The following is a 22,421-nucleotide window of genomic DNA, read 5'->3' as shown; positions in this document are numbered from 1 at the left end:
TTCCGGATGATCAAATCTCATTGAGGAGTTATCCTTTGCTTGCTGCAAAGGGTCTCCTTCAGCAGATCATTCAGGAGCGTATTCATGAACATCAAACTGCATAAACAGGCCACCACTACACCCAGGATCAGAGCGGAGATACAGAAGAGCCCAGAATCAGTCAGCAATAAAGATCTGGCCGCCCAGTATGGTGTTTCTGTCTCTACGATCCGTCGCTGGCGTTATCGTGACAATGTTCATGATCGACCCCATACCCGCCACAACCTTTTGGCCACTTTAACCCCTGCACAGGAAACCGTCTTGATTGCTGCCCGTGAGTACCTGCGTCTGGGGCTGGATGACCTGCTGACAGTAGCGCGTGAATTCCTCAATCCAGCATTATCACGCTCTGCTCTTCATCGCATGTTAAAACGAAGGCAGGTTCCCACACTGGCAGAGCTGATCAAACAGGATCAGGCCTCCAATCCGGATATGAGTCACGGACACAAGCCATTTAAAGACTATGAGCCAGGGTTTGTACACGTTGACATCAAGTACCTGCCGCAAATGCCGGATGAAGAGCAGCGCCAGTATCTACATGTTGCCATTGACCGTGCAACCCGCTGGGTTTACCTGGAAGTACTACCCAGCCAGTCAGCGCAGGATGCCAGCGACTTTCTAAAGCGCGTGATCGAGAAGGCACCCTTTGTCATTCAGAAGGTGCTGACGGATAACGGTAAATGCTACACCGATCGCTTCACCGCTGGTGGTGAACGCAAACCTGATGGCAAGCACCTGTTTGATCAGGTGTGTCAAAAACACAAGATTGAACATCGCCTGATCAAACCAGGCCGCCCTCAAACCAATGGCATGGTGGAGCGTTTTAATGGCCGTATCAGCGATGTACTGGCGACACGTCGTTATGAGTCATCCGAAGATCTGAAACAGACACTAAAACGCTACTGTTGGCTGTATAATCACCATATTCCGCAGAAAGCACTGAACCATCATCCACCCATTGAAGCAATGAAAGGGTGGCAAGAAAAACGCCCAGAATTATTTCATAAACGGGTTGTTAATCATGCGGGACCCGACACCTAGCTTAGTGCCTTAAGTCCATTGATGCAGGGCAATTGCAGGTCTGGATTACTATTTTCTTTTTAACGCAGGAAGGTGGGTATTTAGGGCAGAAACAAGTCCGTCCAGCCATCCAGCAGTTAGAGCTTGCCGGATGGACTGGACAGGTTTTGCGGATTAGAAAGAAGCGGGGTTAGAAGCGGTATCTGGCTCTTAGGTAGGCGTTGCTATCCTTTTCAAACTGACCAAAGAAGCTGTAGTTGTTCTCCCCGCCGAAGACGTTGCCACCGGCACTCAGTGTCAGGGCATCGGAGGCCCGGTAGGTGACGCTGGGTCTCAGGTAGTAGTCCTCGTCACTGGGCGACATAAAGGCAAACAGCGACCAGACCAGATCACCACGCCACTGGCGGTAGGTCAAGCGGGTAGACAGCAACTGGCGATACTCTTCACCGGCCATGTAGGCGTAGCCCATCTGATCCCAGGCAGATTCGGCTTCATCGTAATCCTGAGTCCATTCCAGGTAATACTGTAGCCCGACATTCAGGTTGGTGATGGCCTCCCAGTCGTAACCGATCAGAAAGCGCACTTCTGAATTGGGCAGAAGAGCAGCCTGCTGCTGTTCATAGTCCACCGAGTTGTAGTAGCCTGTTTCCGCATTGATCAAACCCGGCCCCAGGGGAGAACGCACACTGGCCCCATAGACCTGCAGGCGTGGGTGGGAGGCCTTGCCACCGGACATCACCTGCGTTTGATCATTGGGCTCCGGCCAGAAACCCCAGTAGCCATAGGCTTCGTACTCAATGCCTGACTGGGTGGTGGCCAGACGCAGAGCGGCTTCACCATCTTCGGGAAAATCATCCGGTTCGCGGGCATTGGTGGAGACCGGCTCGGCGGTCTGCCCACCCGACATGGGGTTGAAGTAGGACAGGCGATCACCATCAGGATAGTTGTCCTCGGTGAACAGCGGGCTCCAGACCAGATCCACCGTCAGCTCCTGACCATACCAGGTGGTTCGAAGGGCATCGGACGGGCTTTTCAGGTATTCCTCATCGCGCCCGATCAGGAAGGATTGCCAGTCCTTGGGAAAGAGGTCGTTGATAAAGAGAAGATCCCCCGTCCCCCAGGTCAGCACCTGACGACCAGCGCGAACATCTGTGCTTTGTCCCAGACCAAAACTCAGCAGGGCTTCGCGCAGTTCGCCACGGGCTTCTTCATCCACGGCATCACCGACCAGATCACCTTTCAGGCTGTATTCCAGGCCCCTCCAATCGCCTTCCAATTCCAGGCCCAGGCGGGCTTCGCCCAGGTTGTAGGTCTTGTCGATACGGTCTTCAACCACCTGGTTTTCCTGCAGGTGAAAACCACCGGCGGCTTCGACAAAACCATTGATGCGAAAAGGCAGCAGGGGTTCGCTGGGCTCTTCTTCCCAGTCATCACCCCAGCCTTCTTCGCTGGCCCAGTCGTCACCGCCTTCTGAACTCCAGTCATCCGCAGCCAGGGCGGGATTGACGGCCAGACCGGCCGCCAGGGAAAGACTCGTCAGGTAGCGCATTAACTGCTGCATGCTTACCTCCTTTCCAGCCACTCGCTGGGTGGATTACGCAGGCTGCGCTCGGTAAACACGGAATCGGGAATCCCCAGGTCATAATTAATGCCACGGAACTGAACCAGGGTGGTGCCGCCGGAAACCTTATCCTGAACACGCATCATGGTGGGTGTGGGGTAGCCATCAATCACTTCTACCCGCGCATTTTCCATGATCCGGTAAACCTCACCTTCAGGATTGGTGTATTCGATGCGCATGGGCAGCCAGGTTTCCTTGTCAATCCAGGTACGGAAGCTGGCAAACTCCACGGAATCCGGGTTCTTGGGAGTGGATTCCAGAACATAGTATTCATCGGTTTCTTCGGCCAAGCTGTGGTTGTCTTCGTTCAGGTTACGACCGGAGATGTCTTCGTAGTAAACATGGGCACCGACGAAACTGGTGCGCTTGTCACCGGGGGCGATGCGGCGTACCAGATCCAGATCCGGCAGGTAGAGCCAGCGGTCATCAGCGGATTGCGGGTCCTTGTGAACCAGGAAAACGGTATCCCGGTACTCGGAAGGACGACTGAAAACCACCAGGTACTTCTGCTGGTCACTGCCTTCAACATTCTTGCGCAGCACGGTGAACTGGCGGGTTTGCGTGCGCCCACTGTCATCTTCGATACGCATGCGGGCTTCGGAACGCCCGTCCTGACCGGCGTAGTAGGAAGCCTGGTTGGCGTTTTCAATGATTTCCTGCACGGGTGGCGCGGCCAAAATCAGGCTGCTGCTCAACATCAGGGTCGCGCCGCCCAGAAGGCCGCTGGCCCTTTTCAGTAGATTCGTTTTCATCTTGTCTCCTCCTTTCGAGGTTTCAAAAAAATTCTTCGCTTGCTCTTAGCTGTTGATCTTGGAAGTGATCAGATGGCCTGCTTGCAGCTTGCCGACCACCTGAAAACACTTGGCGCTCTACTAGGCCTTGATCACCGTTTTGCCCAAGAAGGCACGCGGTGACAGGGCAATAAAGGCAGGCAGTACAAACAGGGTCACCAGCGCCGAGGTCGCCATGATGCTGGCCAGGAATACCCCAACGGTGATGTAGGGCACCAAGGGAGCGGCCAGCAGTGGCAGGAAGCCAATCGCGATGACCACGGCATTACGCACGATGGCACGTGAAGGGGCTTCGAAAACCCGCTCCATGGCTTCCTTCCAGTCACCAGCCGCATCCTCCAGCGCCATACGCAGGCGTTGGATAAAGTGGATGGCAAAGTCCACGGACAGACCCAGCGACAGCGAGGAAAGTACAGCAACCGGCATGTCGTAATCCTTGCCGATCAGACCCATGGCACCGTAGATAAAGGCAATGGTGATGGTCAGTGGCAGCATGGCCAACACACCCAGCAGCAGACTGCGGAAGAGGGCAATCATCATCACCAGCACGACCACGAAGGCAGAAATCAGAGCCCAGAGCATGCCTTCCACCATTTCACCCTGCCAGACCAGGTTGATGTAGGTGCCGCCGGCCCAATCCAGTTCAACACCCTGGGGTGGCGGATTGTCCTGCATAAAGGCATCCACCTCGGCAATTACCTGACTCATGACCTGGTTATCACCGCTGGGTAGCTGCAACCAGATATTGGCTTCAGTAAAGTCACGGGTGACAAAGTTCCAAAGATCATCAGGACGCTGGGAAGACTGGAAGCTCAAGAGAGTCTGAGCCACGCCATTGGCAGAATCCGGCAGCTCATAGTCTTCCGGATCGCCACTGATCAGCTCACGGTTGATGGTTTTGACCAGATCTGCCAAGGAGTTGGCCTTACCAATCACACCGGCTTCTTCCAGATGGTTTTTCAGGTCATCCATCCAAGCCAGGTGTTCCGGGTTCTGGAAGGCACGAGTGGCCGAACGGGCCTTTTCCACCTGATCCAGGATTTTTTCCCAGTAGTCGGCCTGATCAAAATCCACTTCAAAGAGATGATCATCAATCTGCATGGCCAGGGTTTCCAGGCGATCACCCGGTGAGCTGGCACCGGCAGACTCTTCCCACATCTTCTGCCAGTCTTCGCGCAGATCAAAACCGGCCTGTTCAGCTTCATCCAGGGTGTTCTGCACCTGGCGACGCATTTCTTCCACTTCCTGGTCGATGCCGGTTTGAGTCAGGTGAATGTAGGCTTCATAGGTGCCAGCAAAACGCTCGTTCAACACCCGGTCGGCCACACGAATCCGGTGGTCTTCTTTAAACCACAGCGTAGGGTTGTCATTGATCTGGATTTGCGTGATGCCATAGACGGAAATCGCCATGATCACGGCCACACTACCGATCACCAGACCGGGTTTATGGGTGGGGAAGCGTCCCATTTTGCCTAGCAGGCCACCGCCCTGGTTGGCCTTCTCGTCGGCCTCTTCCTTCTGACGGAATTTTTCCGCCATCTTGTCCAGCGTGGACTGCTTGAGTGCCACGGTGTAGGCAGGAATAAAGCCCAGGGTCAGCAAGAGGGCGATCACCACACCAAAGGAGATAAAGCCACCAAAGACCTGTACCGGAGGAATCGGCGTAGTCAGCAGAGACAGGAAGCCTACGGCTGTAGTCAGGCCGGTAAACAGTATCGGTTTGAAGAGTTTTTCCATGACTTCGCCCATTACCGCTTTGGGATCATCTCCCGGACGATAGCGATCAGCAAAGTTGGAGAGCACATGCACCGAGGCCACCACGGCGATGGGCATGAGGAAGATGGGAATCATGGAACTCATGATATGCACGGTAAAGCCCATGCCGATCAACAGGCCCATCGTGGAAATCACAGTCGCCATTGCCAACAACATGGGCGCGACCACCAGTGGCAGACTGCGGAAGAAATACAGCATGGTCAGGAAGATCACCAGACCGGCCAGGGGCGCGGAAATGGCCATCTGCTGGAACATCTCGACACCGAAGGTGTCCTGAGCTACCGGCTGACCGGTGATATGAAATTCATCAGCAGTATCCAGTTCATCCACAACCGCCTGAATTTCGCCAGCAATGCGGTGACTGATGTCCTTGCTTTCCAGGGGAACAAAAATAGCGGCCGCCTTACCATCTTCCGAAACGAGGGTGCCCTGATACATGGGCAAATCCTCGACAGCCTGACGGATGCGATCTGCTTCTTCCTGGCTTTCAGGGGGTTTGGGAATCAGCCAGTCGTAAGCAATGGTGCCAACGCCCACCTGTTCGACGTTATCCACCGCCGCCATGGACATGATGTCGCGGGCGATAACCCCGTCCATCTTTTCCAGGGCGCGGGTCAGCCGATAGTGAGCAGACAGGGATTCAGGGTTGAAGACCCCGTCTTCGTTTTCGGTATTGACCTGGCCGACCACGATCATGTCGTGCAGGCCAAAGCGTTCACGGATTTCGTTATGGCGAACACGGTCCGGTTGATCATCGGACAGCATGTTTTCCGGGTCAGTATCGATGGTGATGTTGGGGATCAGCATCCCCAGCGCCAGCACCATAACGATGACCGCGGTAAAAACCGTTCGGGTGCGATTCATGCACCAGATGGCCAGTTTCTTGCCCATTTTATTCTTACCCCTTGTTGGTTTGAGGCATGGAACTGGTATCCATGCAAAAGATCTTGTAGAGGCTTTCCACCAGAGCCAGAGCCCGGGTGTCAGCCACGCTGTAGTAAACCTGTTGGCCGCTGCGGCGGCCGCTGATCAATCCCTGGCGTCGGAGAACCCCCAACTGCTGGGAAAGACTGGGCTGGTGAATACCCAACTGCTGTTCCAGCTCAGTGACATTCATTTCCTGCAGAGAAAGCTGACACAGCAGCAATAAACGCGATTGATGCGCACAGGCATGCAAGAAGCCGCTGGCCACTTCCGCCTGTACCTGCATTTTTTCCAGATCCATCAGCTGTACCTTTGCTTAAAAGATATTACGCTAATTTATAATATACTAATCTATAGATTGCAACCGCAGCTTGGTTATAAGGCGCATACAACCGACGAAAAAAAGCCCCCTGACAGGGGGCTTAAAAGCGACTGGAAAAGGCTCAGCTAGGTGGCAGTTCCCGCTGGTGGTAGAGGGCGTAGTAGAGCAGCGGGATCACCACCAGGGTCAAGGCTGTGGAGACCAGCAAACCGAAAATCAGGGCAATGGCCAGACCATTAAAAATGGGGTCATCGATGATAAAGAAGGCCCCCACCATGGCTGCCAGAGCCGTCAGGATAATCGGTTGGGCACGGACGGCTGCAGCCTCTACCACGGCTGACTCCCAGCTCTTGCCCAGCTTGAGCTGCTGGTTGATAAAATCCACCAGCAAAATGGAGTTGCGTACGATGATCCCGGCCAGGGCGATCATGCCGATCATACTGGTGGCGGTGAACTGCTGCCCCAGAAGCGCATGGCCAGGCATGATACCGATCAGCGTCAGCGGGATCGGAGCCATGATGACCAGGGGCACCAGATAGGATTTGAACTGGGCCACCACCAGCATATAGATCAGAATCATGCCCACGGCATAGGCAATGCCCATATCACGGAAGGTTTCATAGGTAATCTGCCACTCACCATCCCACTTGATTGCTGCCGTCGAAGGCCAATCCGGCTGGGTGATAAAGTATTGATCCAGCTCTGAAGCTTCCTCCTGCAGACTGAAAACGGCATCAAACATTCCGTAAAGCGGAGAATCCAGCTCACCGGCCATATCGGCCATGACATAGGTCACCGGCAGCAGATCCTTGTGATAGATAGCCGCCTGCCAATCGGCCGCCCGCACCTGGGCAAATTCCGACAGACTGACCAGATCGCCATTGCGATTCCTGACCTTCAGCGACAGCAGGCGGGAAGCGCGCGCCTGATCGCCTTCGGCCAGTTGCAGACGTATCGGCAGCGGGTACTTCATCTGCTCATCGTGCAGATAACTGACTTCCACCTGCCCCAATGCCAGGGAAATAGCCTGAACCACCTGCGCCTGGGCAACGCCCAGATAGGCAGCTCTATCCCGATCCACATCGATCAGCCAACGATTGGCTTCGGCTTCCAGCGTGGTGTCCACATCCACCAGACCGGGTGTGGATTGCAGACGGCTTTCCAGCTCACGGGCTACCCGAGCACGGACTTCAGGATCGGGGCCATAGACTTCGGCCACCACCGGAGACAGTACCGGCGGCCCCGGCGGTACTTCCACCACCTTGACGTTGGCCTGCCACTGGCGGCCGATGGCCTGCAGGGGTTCACGCACAGCCAGGGCAATTTCGTGGGATGCCCGATCGCGCTCGGACTTATCCACCAGGTTTACCTGCAGATCCCCCATGTGCGGATCTCTGCGCAGGTAGTACTGACGCACCAGGCCATTGAAATTGATCGGCGCAGCGGTACCGGCATAGGCCTGCCAGTTCTTGACTTCAGCCACGCCTTCCAGCTCTTCGCCCAGGGCCAGAAGCACCCGATGGGTTTCCTCCACAGGCGTACCCTCGGGCATGTCCACGATCACCTGGAACTCGGATTTGTTATCAAACGGCAGCATTTTCATCACCACGGTCAGGGTGACTGGCAACAGAGCTGCCCCTACTGTCAGAGCAACCACACCAGCGCCCAGAAGCCAGCGGCGCTTGCGATTGGCACCCAGGAAAGGCTGCATGGTTTTCTCGAAAAAGCCCAGAATACGGCCTTTCACCGGTGCTTCTTCCATCGCAGTCGGATGCCCATGGTCGTGCTTCATCAGCTTTACCGCCAACCAGGGGGTAACGACAAAGGCAATCACCAGGGAGATCAGCATCCCTGCAGAAGCATTAATGGGAATGGGGCTCATATAAGGCCCCATCAGCCCGGAGACAAAGGCCATGGGCAGCAGGGCTGCAATGACGGTGAAGGTTGCCAGGATGGTTGGACCACCGACCTCATCCACCGCACGGGGAATAGCCTCGGTCAGGGATTTGGCCCCCAGCTGCAGATGGCGGTGAATGTTCTCCACCACCACAATGGCATCATCCACCAGAATACCGATGGAAAAAATCAGCGCAAAAAGGGAAACCCGGTTGAGGGTAAAGCCCCAGGCCCAGGAGAAAAACAGGGTCGTGGCCAGGGTAATCACCACGGCAATCCCCACGATCAGCGCCTGACGCCAACCCAGAGCACCCAACACCAGAACCACAACCGAGCCGGTGGCAAACAACAGCTTGGTAATCAGGGTGCTGGATTTGTTGGCAGCAGTACTGCCATAGTCACGAGTTACCAGCAATTCGACATCATCAGGCAGAACACGGTTTTCCAACAGTTGCAAACGCTCGCTGACCTGACGGGTAATATCGATGGCATTTTCGCCCGGCTGTTTGGCAATCGCTAGGGTCACGGCCTGATAGAGGTTGCCGCTGGCATGTTCACCTGCCGGACCAAAACCGGTTGTCACCAGCTGCTCGGGAATCTGGCCGCCACGACTGATATCCGCCACGTCTTCCAGAAAGACCGGCGCACCCTGATGCATACCCACCACCAGACGGCGAACCTCTTCTACTTGCGTCAGGAGTTCTCCGGCCTGAACGGGCAAGGCCACACCATCACGGATTACGGGCACCTGGGGTGAAGTGGCATTGGCGGCTTCCAGCGCCTGCTGCAAATCGGTCAGGGCCAGGTTGTAGCCAGCCAGACGCGCCGGATCGAACACCACGCGAACTTCATCACGGGCTCCACCGAGGGTGTAGATATCCCGCGTTCCGGGAATACGCTTGAGTTCTGTTTCCAGGGTATGGGCAACACGCGTCAAATCCTCGGCCGTAGTTTGCGGCGAGGTGCTCATCAGCGTCAGCGCCATAATGGGCACATCATCGATGCCCTTGGCCTTAATTAAAGGCTGGCGGGTACCCAAACCGGGGGGCAGCCAATCCAGGTTGGTGTAAACCTGGTTATAGAGATTGACCAGGGCTTCCTGACGAGGCACCCCCACTGCAAATTGCACGGTGAGAACGGCCATTCCCTGACGGGACACCGAATAGACATGCTCCACCCCGGCCATTTCACTCATGACCTGCTCGCCGGGAGTGGCCACCAGCTGTTCCACTTCAGCGGGACTGGCACCGGGAAAGGCGATAAAGACATCAGCCATGGTGACATCAATCTGGGGTTCTTCTTCCTTGGGGGTCACCGCTACGGCAAACAGCCCCATCAACAGACCGGCCAGGGCCAGCAGGGGAGTCAGACGCGAGGTCTGGAAGGCCGCGGCAATCCGACCGGACAAGCCCAGTTTGCTTTTTTCAGTCATTCTTCGGCCTCCATTTCACGCAGGGCGGCCAGAGGATGTAGCACTACGGCTTCGCCTTCCACCAGACCGGAGAGGACTTCAATGCGGTTTTCTTCACGACGACCGATGCGGATCTGACGCAGACGTGGCTGGCCTTCATCCTTCAGGGTGTAAACACCCCGCAGCTCGCCCCGCTCTACCAGCGCTTCACGCGGAATCCACAGGGCCGAGGTCTCGCGAACCGGAATTTCCACCTTGACCAGCATGCCGGGGAAAAGATCACCTTCAGGATTGCTCAGGTTCATGCGTACCCGAAAGGTATGGGTGGCCGGATCAGCATGGGGATAGAAAGTCATATCACTGATATCCAGAACGCGCTCGGCATTCAGACGTACCTGAGCCTCACGCTCCTGGCGAGCTAGGGCGGCATAGCGCTGGGGCAAGGCGACCACGACCCGCAGTTCTTCCAGGGACAGACCACTGATCAGGGGTTGGCCCGGATTCACCGAACTGCCCTCTTCGACATGCCGCTGGGTCACGATACCGCCATAGGGGGCGATCACCCGGGTATAGGCCAGCTGCTGCCGGGCTTCTTCCACGGCAGCTTCGGCACGAGCCTGACGGGCCTTGGCCGCTTCCAGCTGATTGCTAGCCTGGTCCATCTGGGCAGAAGAGGTCAATCCGCGCTCATAGACTTCCTGGATGCGATTGTAGTTCTGGCGGGCATCACGCAGGCCTGCTTCAGCTTCCTGCAGACCGGCTTCGGCCTGGCGCAGGCGGGCTTCCTGTTCGGTAGCATCCAGCTCAAGGATAACTTCACCGGGCAGGACGGCATCATCCACATCGAAATGAATCGCCTTTATCTGGCCGGAGGTTTGTGCCGACACGGTGGTCTGGCGAATGGCTTCCAAAACACCATCCAGCTCGATACTTTCCTGCAAGGGGGCTCTTTCCACCTGGCGGGTCTCCAGAGCCTGGACCTGAGCGGCCCCGGCGGTCATCAGCAGGGCCACAAGAGCCCGACTCCAGAAGTTGATCATTGTTCCTTTCCTCGCACCGATAAACTTGAGCCCAACAAGGGCTGGAATTTTCTAATTTATATTATACTAATATAATAAGTGTCAAGCTGTTTTTGGGCGCAAGCCTCGCCGGTAAGCGCCGGGCGGACTGCCGGTCCATTTTTTGAATGCCCGGTTAAAACTGGGCAGGTCTTCAAACCCCAGATGCCCCGCCAGGGAAGTCAGAGGCTGATGATTGCGGGTCAGCCAGGCGATGGCTTCATCCCGCCGCACTTCATCCTTGACTCCCTGAAAGCTGGTGCCTTCACGCTGCAAACGCCGTGACAACGTACGCACAGACAGGTGAAGATCAGCAGCCACTTCCTGTATAGAAGCAGCCATTCCCCGGTCGAGCAAGTATTCCTGAACTCGGGGCGTCAATTGACGATCCGGGAAGGAAACATCGATCCAGTTTTCCGGTGCCTTTTTCAGAAAGGAAGCCAGGCTGCGCCGGCTTTGTCGCAGCGGTTTTTTCAGGAGTAGACGATCAAAATAAATCGCCGTACGCGGCTGATTGAAATTCACCTGCCCCGGATAAAAATAAAGGGGATCGCCCCCGTCTTGCGGGGCGGGATAAGCACAATCGATTTTCAGTGGCGGTATCTTTTCTCCGATCAACCAGGAGGCCAGGCCATGCACCAGCTTTAATAGCATCTCATGCACCAGAATGGCTTCGGTTCGTGGTGGCAGCTGTTCGCTCAAGGTCAGGCAGGCCTGCTGGTGATGAATCTCCAGGTCATAGCGAAGGTCATCCATCAATACACGGAAATACTGACAGTAGCGATAGAGCGCCACCTGCAGATTGGGCGCATCCAACAGTCCCAGGCAGAGGAACTTGAGTGCCCCCGGTCGCAGGGCACGACTGAAAAAGCCCGGCATTTCATCCTGTTTTTCCTGCACCAGCAATCGATAAAGCCCGGCAAACTGCTGCACCGTCACCCGACCCTGGGGTTTATCCAAGAGAAACAGGGGGATACCGGCCTGATTCAACAGCTCTACCCGGCTACTCCTGTCGATGCCTGCAACCTCCAGCAGACTGGTCACGAGATGAATGGGCAGGGTCGAGGGGGTGATTGGCATGATCGGCTAAAACTCTGGCTGATTTAAGCAATATTTTTCCTTCCTTGCATCCTATTATGACTCGATCAGCCAAACAACAAGAGTAAAAAGTGCATGAGTTCATCTGAAGACCTGTCCCTTTTTCAGGACATGATTGCCCGTTTTCTGGATCAGGAAGCCGATCCCCACTACGAAGCCTGGGAAGCCGCCGGTGAAGTACCCCGTGATTTCTGGCTGAAACTCGGTGAAGCCGGGATGCTGGCTGTGGATCTGGACGAAGATTACGGCGGCACCGGAGCCGATTTCAGCATCACCCAGATGGTAATCGAGGAAATATCGCGCCGGGGTTATGGCGGTCTGGCCAGTGGCTATAACATCCATTCCAACATCGTTATTCCCTATCTGGAACATCTGGCCAGCGAAGAGCAGAAACAGGAGTGGCTACCACGCATGGCCAGTGGTGAAGTCATGAGCGCCATTGCCATGACCGAACCCGGAGCAGGTAGTGATCTGGCTGCCATCAAGACCCGGGCAACCCGTTGCGAGGATGGCTGGCAACTGGATGGCTCCAAGATTTTCATTACCAACGGCATGCAGGCCGACCTGGTGATTGTCTGTGCCAAAACCGACCCGTCCGCCGGTGCTAAAGGGGTCTCGCTGTTTCTGGTGGATAGCCATCTGCCCGGCTTCTCCCGTGGTAAGCCGATCAAGAAAATCGGCCAGCATGCCAGTGACACGGCAGAACTCTTTTTTGATCAATTGCGCCTGCCCGAATCCGCCCTGCTGGGCGAGGAAGGGGCGGGTTTTGCCTACCTGATGCAGGAACTGCCGCGTGAGCGCCTGGGCGTTGGCTCCCAAGCCCTGGGGGCCATGGAAGGAGCCCTGGCCCTGACGCTGGATTATGTGCAAGAGCGCAAGGCTTTTGGTCAGCGCATTGCCGACTTCCAGAACACCCGCTTCAAACTGGCCGAAGTTCGCGCCCAGATCGATATGGCGCGGGCTTATTTTGACCGCTGTGTCGACCTCTACCGCCAGGGAAAAATGACGCCGACCGATGCCGCTATTCTCAAACTGCAACTCAGTGAAATGCAGTGCCGCACCATTGATGAATGCCTGCAGCTCTTTGGTGGCTATGGTTATACCCTGGAATACCCGATTTCACGCTTCTATGTTGATGCCCGTATCCAGACGCTCTATGCAGGCACCTCGGAAATCATGAAAGAAGTCATCGCCCGCTCACTGCTGGGCAAATAAAGACAGGAGCTTGCCATGAAATTTGAATCTGTTGTTGTGGTTGAAGGTGTGCGTACCGCCATCGGCGGCTTTGGTGGCAGTCTGGCGGAAATGACCCCCGAGCAGTTGGGAACCGCTACAGCCCGGGAAGTAATTCAGCGCAGCCAGCTGGACCCGACGCTGATCGACCATGCCGTCTACGGCCATATCATCACTACAGCCCCCCAGGATGCCTACCTGGCCCGACATATTGCCCTGAATAGCGGTCTTGCCCAGGAATCCGCCGCTTTTAATGTCAATCGTCTATGCGGATCGGGTCTTCAGGCCATTATTTCCGCCGCCCAGATGCTGGAAGGTGGCGACAGCCAGTTAGCTCTGGCCGGGGGCGCTGAATCCATGAGCCGTGGCGCCTATCTGCTGCCGGGCGTACGCAAGGGGCTGCGTCTGGGCAATGGCGAAGTTCAGGATCTGACCCTGGGTGTTCTCAGTGATCCCTTCGGCAGTGGCCACATGGGCCTGACCGCTGAACGCATTGCCGAAAACTACGGTTTCAGCCGGGAAGAAGTGGATGCCTTTGCCCTGGAAAGCCATCGTCGTGCAGCCGCAGCCATCCAGCAGGGTCATTTTGATTCGCAGATCCTACCGCTGACGATCAAAAAAGGCCGCAAGGAAATCACCTTTGCCCAGGATGAGCATGTTCGCCAGGAGGCCAGCAGCGAGGATTTTGCCCGACTTAAACCGGCCTTCAAGCAAGAAGGTCTGGTTACCCCCGGCAATGCATCCGGCATCAATGATGGGGCCGCCAGCCTCCTGCTGGCCACCGAAGAAGCAGCCCAGCGCCAGGGTTTAAAACCCAGAGCCAGAATTCTGGCCAGCAGCTTTTGTGGCGTCGACCCCAAGATCATGGGCATGGGACCGGTCAATGCCGTCAACAAGGCTCTCGATCAAGCCGGACTCCAGCTACAAGACCTGGATGTGATTGAATCCAACGAGGCTTTTGCCGCCCAGGCAATGGCCGTATCTCGTGAGCTGGGGCTGGATTCAGCCAAGGTGAACCCCAATGGCGGGGCGGTAGCCCTGGGGCATCCGGTTGGTGCTACCGGCAGTATCCTCACGGTCAAGACGCTGCATGAACTGGAGAGAATCCAGGGACGCTATGGCCTGATCACCCTCTGTATCGGTGGCGGTCAGGGTATCGCCCTGGTATTGGAAAGACTCTAGTCGAGCTGCCAGACTGATTTTCAGTCTGGCTAGCCCAGGCTGGCAATTCCTGCCAGAAAAATAACAAGCAAGGAGAATAAAAATGACTTCCCCCCTGCAACCTAAACTCCTTCCCGCCACTCCAGCGGCCGAAGATCCACCCATGATGATTGCTGACCTGCTGCGCTCCGGCGTGCGCATGGCTGGCGACAACCCCATTGTTTATCGTGATTTGAGCCGCCATAGCTACCGTGAATTTGAAAAGCGGGTCCATCGTCTGGCCCATCTGCTGACCAGTCAGGGCGTTCAGGCTGGTGATGTGGTCGCCGTTCTGGATTGGGACAGCCACCGTTACCTGGAATGCTTTTTTGCCATCCCCATGATCGGGGCCGTGCTGCATACCGTTAATGTGCGCCTGGCTCCCGAACAGATTCTCTACACCATGGATCACGCCGAGGATGTTTTTGTTCTCACCCATGAAGACTTTTTACCCCTGCTGGAACCACTGGCAGAGAAGCTTCCCCGGGTAAAAGGCTATCTGCTGTGCCAGGAAAGCGGTCAGGAAGCCTCCACCTCCCTGCCACTGGTCGGTGAATACGAACAGCTGCTGGCCCAACAACCCGACAGCTATGACTTCCAGACCTTTGATGAAAATGCCGTAGCCACCCTCTTTTACACCACCGGTACCACCGGCAACCCCAAGGGGGTTTTCTTTACCCACCGTCAATTGGTGCTGCATACCCTGGCTGAAGCCAATATCTTCCAGACTCCAGGTTTCCAGCTACTCGATCGCAGCAAGGTCTACATGCCCATCACCCCCATGTTTCATGTGCATGCCTGGGGGGTTCCCTATACCGCCACCCTGATGGGGGCGACTCAGGTCTATCCCGGCCGCTATGAACCGGAAATGCTGGTTAAGCTGCTGGTTACGGAAAAAGTGGATATTTCCCACTGTGTGCCCACCCTCTTGAATATGGTGGTTTCAGCAGATGCCATTACTTCCGGCAAGGTTGATCTTTCCGGCTGGCATGTTCTTATCGGTGGTAGTGCCCTGCCCCAGGGCTTGGCCCGCAAGGCCTGGGATCTGGGTATCGATACCCGCAGCGCCTATGGCATGTCGGAAACCTGCCCGCTGCTGACTGCAGCCGTTCTTCCCGAGGATATTGCCGAAGCCGATTTTGAAACCCAGCTGCCCTGGCGTTGTAAAACCGGCCTGCCGGTACCCTTTGTGGATATCCAGGTGGTGGATGAAAGCGGTCAGCCTCTGCCGCATGATGGTGAAAGTGTCGGTGAGGTTAGAGTGCGCGCCCCCTGGCTGACCCAGGCCTACTACAAGGAAGAAGAGCGCAGTGAAGAACTCTGGCGGGATGGTTGGCTGCACACCGGTGACGTGGCCACGCTGGACGAGCGCGGCTTTTTGCAGATTCGTGACCGCATCAAGGATGTGATCAAAACCGGGGGTGAATGGATTTCCTCACTGGAATTGGAAAACCTGATCAGCCAGCATGCCGAGGTAGCGGAAGTGGCCGTGGTAGGTATTGCCAACGACCAGTGGGGCGAAAGACCGGCTGCGCTGGTAGTGGCCCGTGATCCTTCGCGTCCACCAGAAACCGCCGACCTGCTTGAACACCTGCAGGTGTTTGTCGATCAGGGACGCATCAACAAATGGGCCCTGCCGGAAAAACTCCTGCTGGTTGAAGAAATTCCCAAAACCAGCGTCGGCAAGCTCAACAAGAAGGTCATCCGCCAGGAATTGGCCTGATCAACCGGGGCTGAGGCGCTTGGCTTCAGCCCTTGGCTTTCTTCTTGGAGGGAAGCACGACCACCTGGGTGCCGGAAAACAAATCCGGCCAGGTGCGTTTTTCCCGATCGAAAAACAGCCACAGATAACCCAGGCCCAGACAACTCCAGGACAACAAACCACCCAGAAGACGCAAGAGCGTCTGTTTGAAGTTGATGGGCTGACCCGCCGGAGTCTGTACACGCAGTCGCCAGGCCAGCATGCCCAAGGTTTGTCCTGCCCGCCGCCAGAAGAAGGCATAGAAGACCGCGGGCACCAGCAGGACGGCTCCCCGGAACCAGACACTTTCATTGGCCTCGCCACCGGAGAGGGCGACACCGATAAAACCCACCAGCATCAACAGGGCAACAATCAGCAGCAGGTCATAAACCATGGCGGCCAGGCGCCGGAAGAGACCCGCCGGGTAGATGTCATTCAGGTGATCAAAAACTCTAGGCATGCAAGTATCCTGTTATCCTGCTTTACGAATGAGCCAGATGGCCCAAAGAGTACAAAAAGCTGCCGGAATCAAAACCGCCAGGGCGGGCGTAAACCCCCAGAGCAGGGCGGAAGGACCCAGCAGATCCTGGGCAAACTTCACGGAAAGACCGATAATTATGCCATGAAAGACCCGGGTTCCGGCAGGCACACTGCGCAGTGGACCAAAAGTGAAGGAAGCCCCCAAAAGCACCACTGCCAGCACCGTTACCGGCAACAAGACCTTCTGCCAGAAGGACAGCCAGTAAAAACCGCTGGACTGGCCTTTATCTTCCAGGTAGTGACCAAAACGCCAGAGATCCGAAGGCGGCAAGTCAGCCGGTTCAAAAGCCTGAAGCGCGACCAGCTCGGGCTGCAAAGGCAGCGGGAAAGCCATTTCCGGATACCGCTTTTCGCTGACCGAGCCCGGATGCATCTGGATTTCACGTGCCTCCTGCAGATACCACTGGCCTTCGCGGTATTCAGCCTGGGGGGCGGTAATACGACGTTCAAACTGCCAGTCTTCGTCCAGTTGGTAAATACTGATTCCCAACAGGCGACCATCATCACGGGCCACATTAATGCGATAGAAAGCCGTGTCTTCTTTCAACCAGAGATCCCGGGCACTGCTGACCGTAGCAGCCTGACGTCCCGTTCGGGTCTCCCAGCGATAGGTTTCCGCAGCCTGGGTCCAGTCCAGCAGCAGATATTCACTGGCCAGCATGGCCATCACCAAAAGTGCAATCACCGGACGTGAGGCATGCAGGATCAAACGCGGGATGGAAACACCGGCAGCACGCATGACCGTGAGTTCGCTGGTTGATGCCAGGCTGCCCAGGCCAATCAACACCCCGACCAGGATGCCCACCGGTAAAAACAGATAGAGTCGTTCAGGCAGGCGAATCAGCAGATAGACCACGGCATTAAGCAGGGTGTAGTCGTCGGTCAGATCCTTGAGTTCTTCCAGAAGAGTAAAGACAAAATCCAGCCCCACGATGACCAATAACACCGCCAGACTGGCGTTGAGAACAGCACGGGAAAGGTAACGGCCCAGGAGTTTCATTTGGCAAAGACTCCTCGGCACCAGCACAGCAGCAGCCCCAAAAGCAGAAAACCGGCATGCACGGCCCAGAGCCCCGGATACAGCGGCCACTGGCCTTTATTAATGGTGTCCTGCAGGGACATGACCCCGGTGAGAAAAATCATCTGTAAGAACAGCACCGGCAAAAGGGTCATAAAACGCCCCTGACGCGGATTAACCTTGGTCAGCGGAAAGGCCACCAACACCATGATCAGGACCATCACCGGAAGAGCCAATCGCCATTGCAACTCGACCCGTGCAGCCAAAGCATCACTGGCCAGCAGCTGGCTCAAAAACATCGCCTCGACTTCTTCCTGGATCGTAGGAGGCTGATAGACCCCCAGGCGCAGGGCATAGCGCTCATAATCAAGAACCGTCATGGACAGGTCTTCCAGTGGCAGTTCGTAGCGATAACCCTCTTCCAGAATCAGAAAACGGCTCTGGGTTTCTTCCGCTAGCTGCTGAAAACCCCGGCGCGCGACTGCCAGTTGATCAGTGCTTTCATCCCCCTGGGCAATAAAAACTCTTTGCAGCGTCTGTTGGTCGTCACTGATGGCTTCGGCATAAACCGCCTGATCGCCCAGTTCCACAAACTGCCCGGGGGTCAGGGATTCAAATCCGGTGCGCCGTTGCTGTTCCTGAATGACCTTTTCCGATTCCAGCTGGGCCAAGGGCGTCAGATAGAGGCTGGAAAAACCCGTCACCAGTGTCAGCAACACCCCTAAGCCCAGCACCAGCTTGAGCAGTTTGCGCTGGCTGACCCCACTGGATTGAATCACCGCCATTTCGCTTTCCATATAAAGACGGCCAAAGGTCATCATCACCGCCAGAATAAAGCTGATCGGCAGGATCATCTGGGCGGCATAGGGCAGGTACAAAAAAGTCAGCTGACCCAGGGAATCCAGAGACAGGCGTCCCGAAGCGGCACGTCCCAGGTAACGGGCAAAGCGGCTGCCAAGAATAACCAGCAAGAGAATACTGGAAACGGCCAGGGTGGACGTGATGATTTCCCTGGCCAGATAGCGGTAAAGAATCAAGGACAGCTCCAACAATCAAACGATGCAATTCTCATATAAAGCCATTATCCTACACCACTAGCTGGCTTGTCTTGCCACACTTGTTACTAACATCTTTTTTCGGAGTGGTTATGAACTTTAAACTGGTTACCAATTCCCCCGCGCTGACGGAAACAGCCTGTGTTGTCCTGCCGGTGATGCAGGAAGGTAGCCTTACATTCAGCGGTCAGGCAATCGATAAATCCACCGAATCCCTGATTGGCCAGATTCTCGACCGGGGTGATTTCAAGGCCACTCTGGGCAAGACGTTTTTACTGCCCTTTGCTCCCGGTGCCGAAGCCCAGCGCATTCTGCTGGTGGGTATGGGCAAGGAAGCAGAGCTTACTCCCTCCAAATTCCGCAAGGCCTGTAAGGCCGCCTATGACCAGCTGGCTCAACTGAATCTGCATGATTCCTTCATCACCCTGGCCGACACCCCGCTGCAAGGCCGCGATGCCGCCTGGAAGCTGCGCCTGCTGGCCGAGATGGCTGAAACCAGCTTTTACCGTTTTACCGAATTCAAATCCAAAGAAAGCGAAGACAACCTGCCCGAAGAAATCCTCTTCTATTGGCCGGAAAACCAAGATTCCGCAGAAGGTGAAAAAGCCCTGCAAACTGGTCAGGCGCTGGGTCAGGGCAAGAACCTGGCACGCACCCTGGGCAACCGTCCCGGCAATGTCTGCACCCCGATTCACCTGGCCGAGACGGCTCAGGAGTTGGTCGCCAAGGATTCCGCCTTCAGCACCCAGATTCTGGATGAAAAGGAAATGCAGGAACTGGGCATGAACAGCCTCCTGGCTGTGGGCAAAGGCAGTGACCAGCCACCTCGGCTCATCGTGGTCGAATACAAGGGAGCCAAGGACCCGGAAGAAGCCCCTCACCTGCTGCTGGGCAAGGGGATTACCTTTGACTCCGGCGGGATCAGCCTCAAGCCCGGCGAAGGCATGGACGAAATGAAATTCGACATGTGCGGTGCCGCCAGTGTTCTGGGCACCCTGGAAGCCGTGCGTCAAATCAAGCCTAAAATCAACCTGGTGTTCATGATTGCCGCGGCTGAAAACATGCCATCCAGCAATGCCAACAAGCCGGGTGATATCTACACCACCCTGTCCGGCAAAACCGTGGAAGTGCTCAATACCGATGCCGAAGGCCGTCTGGTGCTGTGTGATGCCCTCACCTATGCCGAACGCTACCAGCCACAAAGCGTGGTGGATATCGCCACTCTGACGGGCGCCTGCATTATTGCCCTGGGCCATCAGGCCACCGGCCTGCTGAGTAATGACGAGGAGCTGGCCAAGGAACTGCTGGAAGCCGGAATCAATGCCGAGGACAGAGCCTGGCAGCTGCCACTCTGGGAGGAATACCAAGAGCAATTGGATTCCAATTTTGCCGACATGCAAAACATCGGCGGGCGTCCGGCAGGCACCATCACGGCAGCCTGCTTCCTGTCGCGTTTTGCCGAAAACTTCCGCTGGGCGCACCTGGATATCGCCGGTACAGCCTGGCACTCGGGCAAACTCAAGGGGGCGACAGGTCGTCCGGTAGGTCTATTGCTGCAATACCTGCTCGATCAGGAAACCAAGGCGGCGACTTCCGAGTAACCGATGACCCAGATCGACTTTTATCTTCTGGCTGGAGACCAGGCCTCCAGCCGCTGGGATTTTGCCTGTCGTCTGGCAGAAACCATCTGGCGCAAGGGCTATCGCTTGTATATCCATGTGGCCGATGAAAGCACCGCGAGGCAACTGGACGAACAGCTTTGGAGTTTTAAACCCGAAGCCTTTCTACCCCACGGGCTTCTGGGCCAACAGCCGCCCTCACCGGTGGAAATCGGTTGGCAGGAAGAACCCGGCGATCACCATGAGGTGTTGTTGAATCTGGACCTGAAGGTGCCGGGTCACTTCTCCCGCTTCAAGCGGGTGGCAGAAATCATTGATGCCTCGGAAGCGGTTAAAAAACCCAAACGCGATGACTGGAAGTATTACCGTGATCGGGGTTATCCGATTCAGGCCCATGACATGCGCCGGTAAAAACCAAAAAAGGCAGCTCTGAGAGCTGCCTTTTTCGTGATTCTTTCAGCGAAGTCTTTTATTCACTGGCTTCGTTGAGTTTTTCTTCCAGCTCACCCATCAACTGGGTAATGGATTGTGCCGACTTGCCGGTTTCATCCGCCAATTCTTTGACCTGATCGGCGACCACGGCAAAACCGCGTCCGGCTTCACCGGCCCGGGCCGCTTCGATACTGGCATTAAGACTCAGCATCTTCAGGGTTTTCAGAACCTGCAGGATCTTCTGGGTCTGGTTGATGATCTGGTTACTGGTGACCCCGACATCTTCCATTTTTTCCTTGCGATCCGCTTCCTGGGCCTTGCGGTCATTGATATCCGCAACCACGCCTTCCAGGTAATCAACTTCACCGCGGTCGTTATAAACAGCTCCGCCGTGTTCATTGACCCACTGGATGCTGCCATCCGCCCGACGCAGACGATAGTCCACATTCCAGTTGGTATTATTTTCCATGCCCTCTTCGACAGCTGAATCCACTTTTTTGATATCATCCTGATGAATCAGGGATACATAAGAAAGGCGCTGGTTGTTCAACAAATCCTTTTCAGCATAACCCGTGACCTTTTTTACAGCCCCGGCCATATTTGTCATGGTAAAGTTCTTGTCATTGCGACAACGGTACAAGAAGCCATTCATACGGTTGGCAATGCTTTCGTAAATACGGGCAGCGTCGTCAGTTTCGGTGAAATCCGTATCCTGTTGATACTCTTCTGAACTCATAGTTTGCGGGCCTTCTTAGGTCAAAGAAACTCGGGTCAAGGGTCAAGTTGCTTCCTGAAATTACACGCAAAACATGATACCAGCAATCACCACAGGTAAAAGCCCTTTTTAATCAAGATGCCCATCAACAACTCCTGGATTCCCTGGGTGCAATGGCTGGCGGTTATCACCATGACCCTGGACCATTCCGCCCGCTACCTGCAGCCCGGCAACTATGACTACTATTGGGTGATCTATACCCTGGGACGCTGGGCTTTTCCTGCTTTTGCCGCCTTGCTGGCCTGGCATGCCATGCATAACAGCCGCCACCTGGGTCGTTACCTGCTAAGAATCCTGATTATTGCTCTGATTGCACAGCCCGCCTATGCCTGGATGCATCAGGAATCCCTCTGGGATACCCGGTTGAATGTCTGCTTTACCCTGGCTCTGGGACTGGCAATTACGGCCCTGATCAAGCAGGCCTGGCAGTTAAGCCAAAACCCGATTGCTTCAGCCCAGTTGCTTACCTGGGGCGGGATGACCGGGCTGACGCTGCTCTTCAGTGGCCTGCTGGCTGCACGAGTAGATTATGGTTTAGCGGGAATTCTCTTCACCCCTTCGCTGGCAGTGATGTACCTGGCTTACGGGCAGCGCCACAATTCCCTGTCTGCCCGTATCATCTGGTTGACCAGCTGCCTGCTGCCGCTGGCGATGGTGCTGGCCGTTAATTCCGGATGGGTGCCACGCCTGCATACCTACCTGGCCCTGGCTGTTTTGATTTTGCTGCCCTGGTTGGCAGAAAAAGCATCCATCTGGAAACCACCTTTTCCGCGTTGGCTCTGGCTGTCCTGGTATCCCCTGCATCTGTTTATCATCGGCGCAATCGCCCGACTTATCGCCTAAGATAGATAA

The 22,421-nt window shown here is 55.8% G+C and carries 18 protein-coding genes; 7 read left to right on the top strand and 11 right to left on the bottom strand.

Going from position 1 to position 22,421, the window contains the following annotated elements; translation table 11 throughout:
- The first annotated feature begins 84 nt into the window (after nt 1-84).
- Nucleotides 85-1,080, top strand: a complete 996-nt coding sequence (locus DFK18_RS08090) for an IS481 family transposase (RefSeq protein ID WP_114417750.1) — start codon at nt 85-87, stop codon at nt 1,078-1,080.
- Between the two features lie 169 nt (nt 1,081-1,249).
- Here DFK18_RS08090 and DFK18_RS08085 read toward each other — a convergent pair whose 3' ends face one another.
- The 7 genes from DFK18_RS08085 to DFK18_RS08055 form a co-directional block, all read right to left on the bottom strand.
- On the bottom strand, nt 1,250-2,620 hold the full coding sequence (locus tag DFK18_RS08085) for a hypothetical protein (RefSeq protein ID WP_114417749.1): 1,371 nt from the start codon (nt 2,618-2,620) through the stop codon (nt 1,250-1,252).
- A gap of 2 nt (nt 2,621-2,622) precedes the next feature.
- Entirely contained in the window at nt 2,623-3,432 is an 810-nt protein-coding gene (locus DFK18_RS08080; RefSeq protein WP_114417748.1) for an outer membrane lipoprotein-sorting protein, read from the bottom strand.
- 120 nt (nt 3,433-3,552) lie between these two features.
- The gene (locus DFK18_RS08075) at nt 3,553-6,138 is read right to left on the bottom strand and encodes an efflux RND transporter permease subunit (protein ID WP_114417747.1); all 2,586 of its coding nucleotides are present in this window, start codon (nt 6,136-6,138) and stop codon (nt 3,553-3,555) included.
- A gap of 7 nt (nt 6,139-6,145) precedes the next feature.
- On the bottom strand, nt 6,146-6,472 hold the full coding sequence (locus tag DFK18_RS08070; RefSeq protein WP_114417746.1) for an ArsR/SmtB family transcription factor: 327 nt from the start codon (nt 6,470-6,472) through the stop codon (nt 6,146-6,148).
- A gap of 142 nt (nt 6,473-6,614) precedes the next feature.
- Nucleotides 6,615-9,821 (bottom strand): efflux RND transporter permease subunit, encoded by a 3,207-nt coding sequence (locus DFK18_RS08065; protein ID WP_114417745.1) that lies wholly within the window; start codon nt 9,819-9,821, stop codon nt 6,615-6,617.
- Complete coding sequence (locus DFK18_RS08060) at nt 9,818-10,840, bottom strand: efflux RND transporter periplasmic adaptor subunit (RefSeq protein WP_114417744.1); 1,023 nt, start codon at nt 10,838-10,840, stop codon at nt 9,818-9,820. The genes DFK18_RS08065 and DFK18_RS08060 overlap by 4 nt, the downstream gene beginning before the upstream one ends.
- An 81-nt stretch (nt 10,841-10,921) precedes the next feature.
- Nucleotides 10,922-11,938 (bottom strand): AraC family transcriptional regulator, encoded by a 1,017-nt coding sequence (locus DFK18_RS08055; RefSeq protein WP_114417743.1) that lies wholly within the window; start codon nt 11,936-11,938, stop codon nt 10,922-10,924.
- Between the two features lie 93 nt (nt 11,939-12,031).
- Here DFK18_RS08055 and DFK18_RS08050 point away from each other — a divergent pair, with 93 nt between their 5' ends.
- The 3 genes from DFK18_RS08050 to DFK18_RS08040 all read left to right on the top strand — a co-directional run bounded on the left by DFK18_RS08050 (nt 12,032) and on the right by DFK18_RS08040 (nt 16,112).
- Entirely contained in the window at nt 12,032-13,171 is a 1,140-nt protein-coding gene (locus DFK18_RS08050) for an acyl-CoA dehydrogenase family protein (RefSeq protein WP_114417742.1), read from the top strand.
- 15 nt (nt 13,172-13,186) lie between these two features.
- The gene (bktB, locus tag DFK18_RS08045; protein ID WP_114417741.1) at nt 13,187-14,371 is read left to right on the top strand and encodes a beta-ketothiolase BktB; all 1,185 of its coding nucleotides are present in this window, start codon (nt 13,187-13,189) and stop codon (nt 14,369-14,371) included.
- An 82-nt stretch (nt 14,372-14,453) separates the two neighbouring features.
- The gene (locus DFK18_RS08040; RefSeq protein WP_114417740.1) at nt 14,454-16,112 is read left to right on the top strand and encodes a fatty acid--CoA ligase; all 1,659 of its coding nucleotides are present in this window, start codon (nt 14,454-14,456) and stop codon (nt 16,110-16,112) included.
- A 25-nt stretch (nt 16,113-16,137) separates the two neighbouring features.
- On the opposite strand, the gene DFK18_RS08035 is transcribed toward DFK18_RS08040, so the two are convergent.
- From DFK18_RS08035 to lptF, 3 genes are read right to left on the bottom strand one after another with little or no spacing between them, the layout of a single operon-like run.
- Nucleotides 16,138-16,590: an RDD family protein gene (locus DFK18_RS08035; protein ID WP_114417739.1), complete on the bottom strand. Its 453-nt coding sequence runs from the start codon at nt 16,588-16,590 to the stop codon at nt 16,138-16,140.
- A gap of 12 nt (nt 16,591-16,602) precedes the next feature.
- A complete protein-coding gene (lptG, locus tag DFK18_RS08030; protein ID WP_114417738.1) occupies nt 16,603-17,670 on the bottom strand; it encodes an LPS export ABC transporter permease LptG in 1,068 nt (355 codons plus the stop codon).
- Nucleotides 17,667-18,725: an LPS export ABC transporter permease LptF gene (gene lptF / locus DFK18_RS08025; protein WP_162299731.1), complete on the bottom strand. Its 1,059-nt coding sequence runs from the start codon at nt 18,723-18,725 to the stop codon at nt 17,667-17,669. The genes lptG and lptF overlap by 4 nt, the downstream gene beginning before the upstream one ends.
- 110 nt (nt 18,726-18,835) lie before the next feature.
- Between lptF and DFK18_RS08020 the strand changes: the two genes are divergently transcribed.
- Nucleotides 18,836-20,344 carry a leucyl aminopeptidase gene (locus DFK18_RS08020; protein WP_114417736.1) on the top strand — a complete coding sequence of 503 codons (1,509 nt, stop codon included), beginning with the start codon at nt 18,836-18,838 and terminating at the stop codon, nt 20,342-20,344.
- A gap of 3 nt (nt 20,345-20,347) precedes the next feature.
- Nucleotides 20,348-20,773: a DNA polymerase III subunit chi gene (locus DFK18_RS08015; RefSeq protein WP_114417735.1), complete on the top strand. Its 426-nt coding sequence runs from the start codon at nt 20,348-20,350 to the stop codon at nt 20,771-20,773.
- A gap of 58 nt (nt 20,774-20,831) precedes the next feature.
- Here the strand turns inward: DFK18_RS08015 and DFK18_RS08010 are convergent, their stop codons facing one another.
- Nucleotides 20,832-21,530, bottom strand: a complete 699-nt coding sequence (locus DFK18_RS08010) for a methyl-accepting chemotaxis protein (protein ID WP_114417734.1) — start codon at nt 21,528-21,530, stop codon at nt 20,832-20,834.
- Between the two features lie 117 nt (nt 21,531-21,647).
- Between DFK18_RS08010 and DFK18_RS08005 the strand changes: the two genes are divergently transcribed.
- A complete protein-coding gene (locus DFK18_RS08005; RefSeq protein ID WP_114417733.1) occupies nt 21,648-22,412 on the top strand; it encodes a TraX family protein in 765 nt (254 codons plus the stop codon).
- The last annotated feature ends 9 nt before the right edge of the window (nt 22,413-22,421 follow it).

The organism is Marinospirillum perlucidum (assembly GCF_003336805.1).
Lineage (GTDB): Bacteria > Pseudomonadota > Gammaproteobacteria > Pseudomonadales > Halomonadaceae > Marinospirillum > Marinospirillum perlucidum.
Note: the sequence above shows the minus strand (reverse complement) of the source record. Positions and strands in the feature narration are given on the sequence as shown.

Excerpts from the sequence above, each read along its gene's own strand:
- DFK18_RS08010 (WP_114417734.1), bottom strand. The coding sequence starts at position 21,530 with ATGAGTTCAGAAGAGTATCAACAGGATACGGATTTCACCGAAACTGAC.
- DFK18_RS08040 (WP_114417740.1), top strand. The coding sequence starts at position 14,454 with ATGACTTCCCCCCTGCAACCTAAACTCCTTCCCGCCACTCCAGCGGCC.
- DFK18_RS08050 (WP_114417742.1), top strand. The coding sequence starts at position 12,032 with ATGAGTTCATCTGAAGACCTGTCCCTTTTTCAGGACATGATTGCCCGT.
- DFK18_RS08015 (WP_114417735.1), top strand. The coding sequence starts at position 20,348 with ATGACCCAGATCGACTTTTATCTTCTGGCTGGAGACCAGGCCTCCAGC.
- DFK18_RS08070 (WP_114417746.1), bottom strand. The coding sequence starts at position 6,472 with ATGGATCTGGAAAAAATGCAGGTACAGGCGGAAGTGGCCAGCGGCTTC.
- DFK18_RS08060 (WP_114417744.1), bottom strand. The coding sequence starts at position 10,840 with ATGATCAACTTCTGGAGTCGGGCTCTTGTGGCCCTGCTGATGACCGCC.
- DFK18_RS08055 (WP_114417743.1), bottom strand. The coding sequence starts at position 11,938 with ATGCCAATCACCCCCTCGACCCTGCCCATTCATCTCGTGACCAGTCTG.
- DFK18_RS08090 (WP_114417750.1), top strand. The coding sequence starts at position 85 with ATGAACATCAAACTGCATAAACAGGCCACCACTACACCCAGGATCAGA.
- DFK18_RS08080 (WP_114417748.1), bottom strand. The coding sequence starts at position 3,432 with ATGAAAACGAATCTACTGAAAAGGGCCAGCGGCCTTCTGGGCGGCGCG.
- lptG (WP_114417738.1), bottom strand. The coding sequence starts at position 17,670 with ATGAAACTCCTGGGCCGTTACCTTTCCCGTGCTGTTCTCAACGCCAGT.
- DFK18_RS08005 (WP_114417733.1), top strand. The coding sequence starts at position 21,648 with ATGCCCATCAACAACTCCTGGATTCCCTGGGTGCAATGGCTGGCGGTT.
- DFK18_RS08085 (WP_114417749.1), bottom strand. The coding sequence starts at position 2,620 with ATGCAGCAGTTAATGCGCTACCTGACGAGTCTTTCCCTGGCGGCCGGT.
- DFK18_RS08075 (WP_114417747.1), bottom strand. The coding sequence starts at position 6,138 with ATGGGCAAGAAACTGGCCATCTGGTGCATGAATCGCACCCGAACGGTT.
- DFK18_RS08020 (WP_114417736.1), top strand. The coding sequence starts at position 18,836 with ATGAACTTTAAACTGGTTACCAATTCCCCCGCGCTGACGGAAACAGCC.
- DFK18_RS08065 (WP_114417745.1), bottom strand. The coding sequence starts at position 9,821 with ATGACTGAAAAAAGCAAACTGGGCTTGTCCGGTCGGATTGCCGCGGCC.
- bktB (WP_114417741.1), top strand. The coding sequence starts at position 13,187 with ATGAAATTTGAATCTGTTGTTGTGGTTGAAGGTGTGCGTACCGCCATC.
- DFK18_RS08035 (WP_114417739.1), bottom strand. The coding sequence starts at position 16,590 with ATGCCTAGAGTTTTTGATCACCTGAATGACATCTACCCGGCGGGTCTC.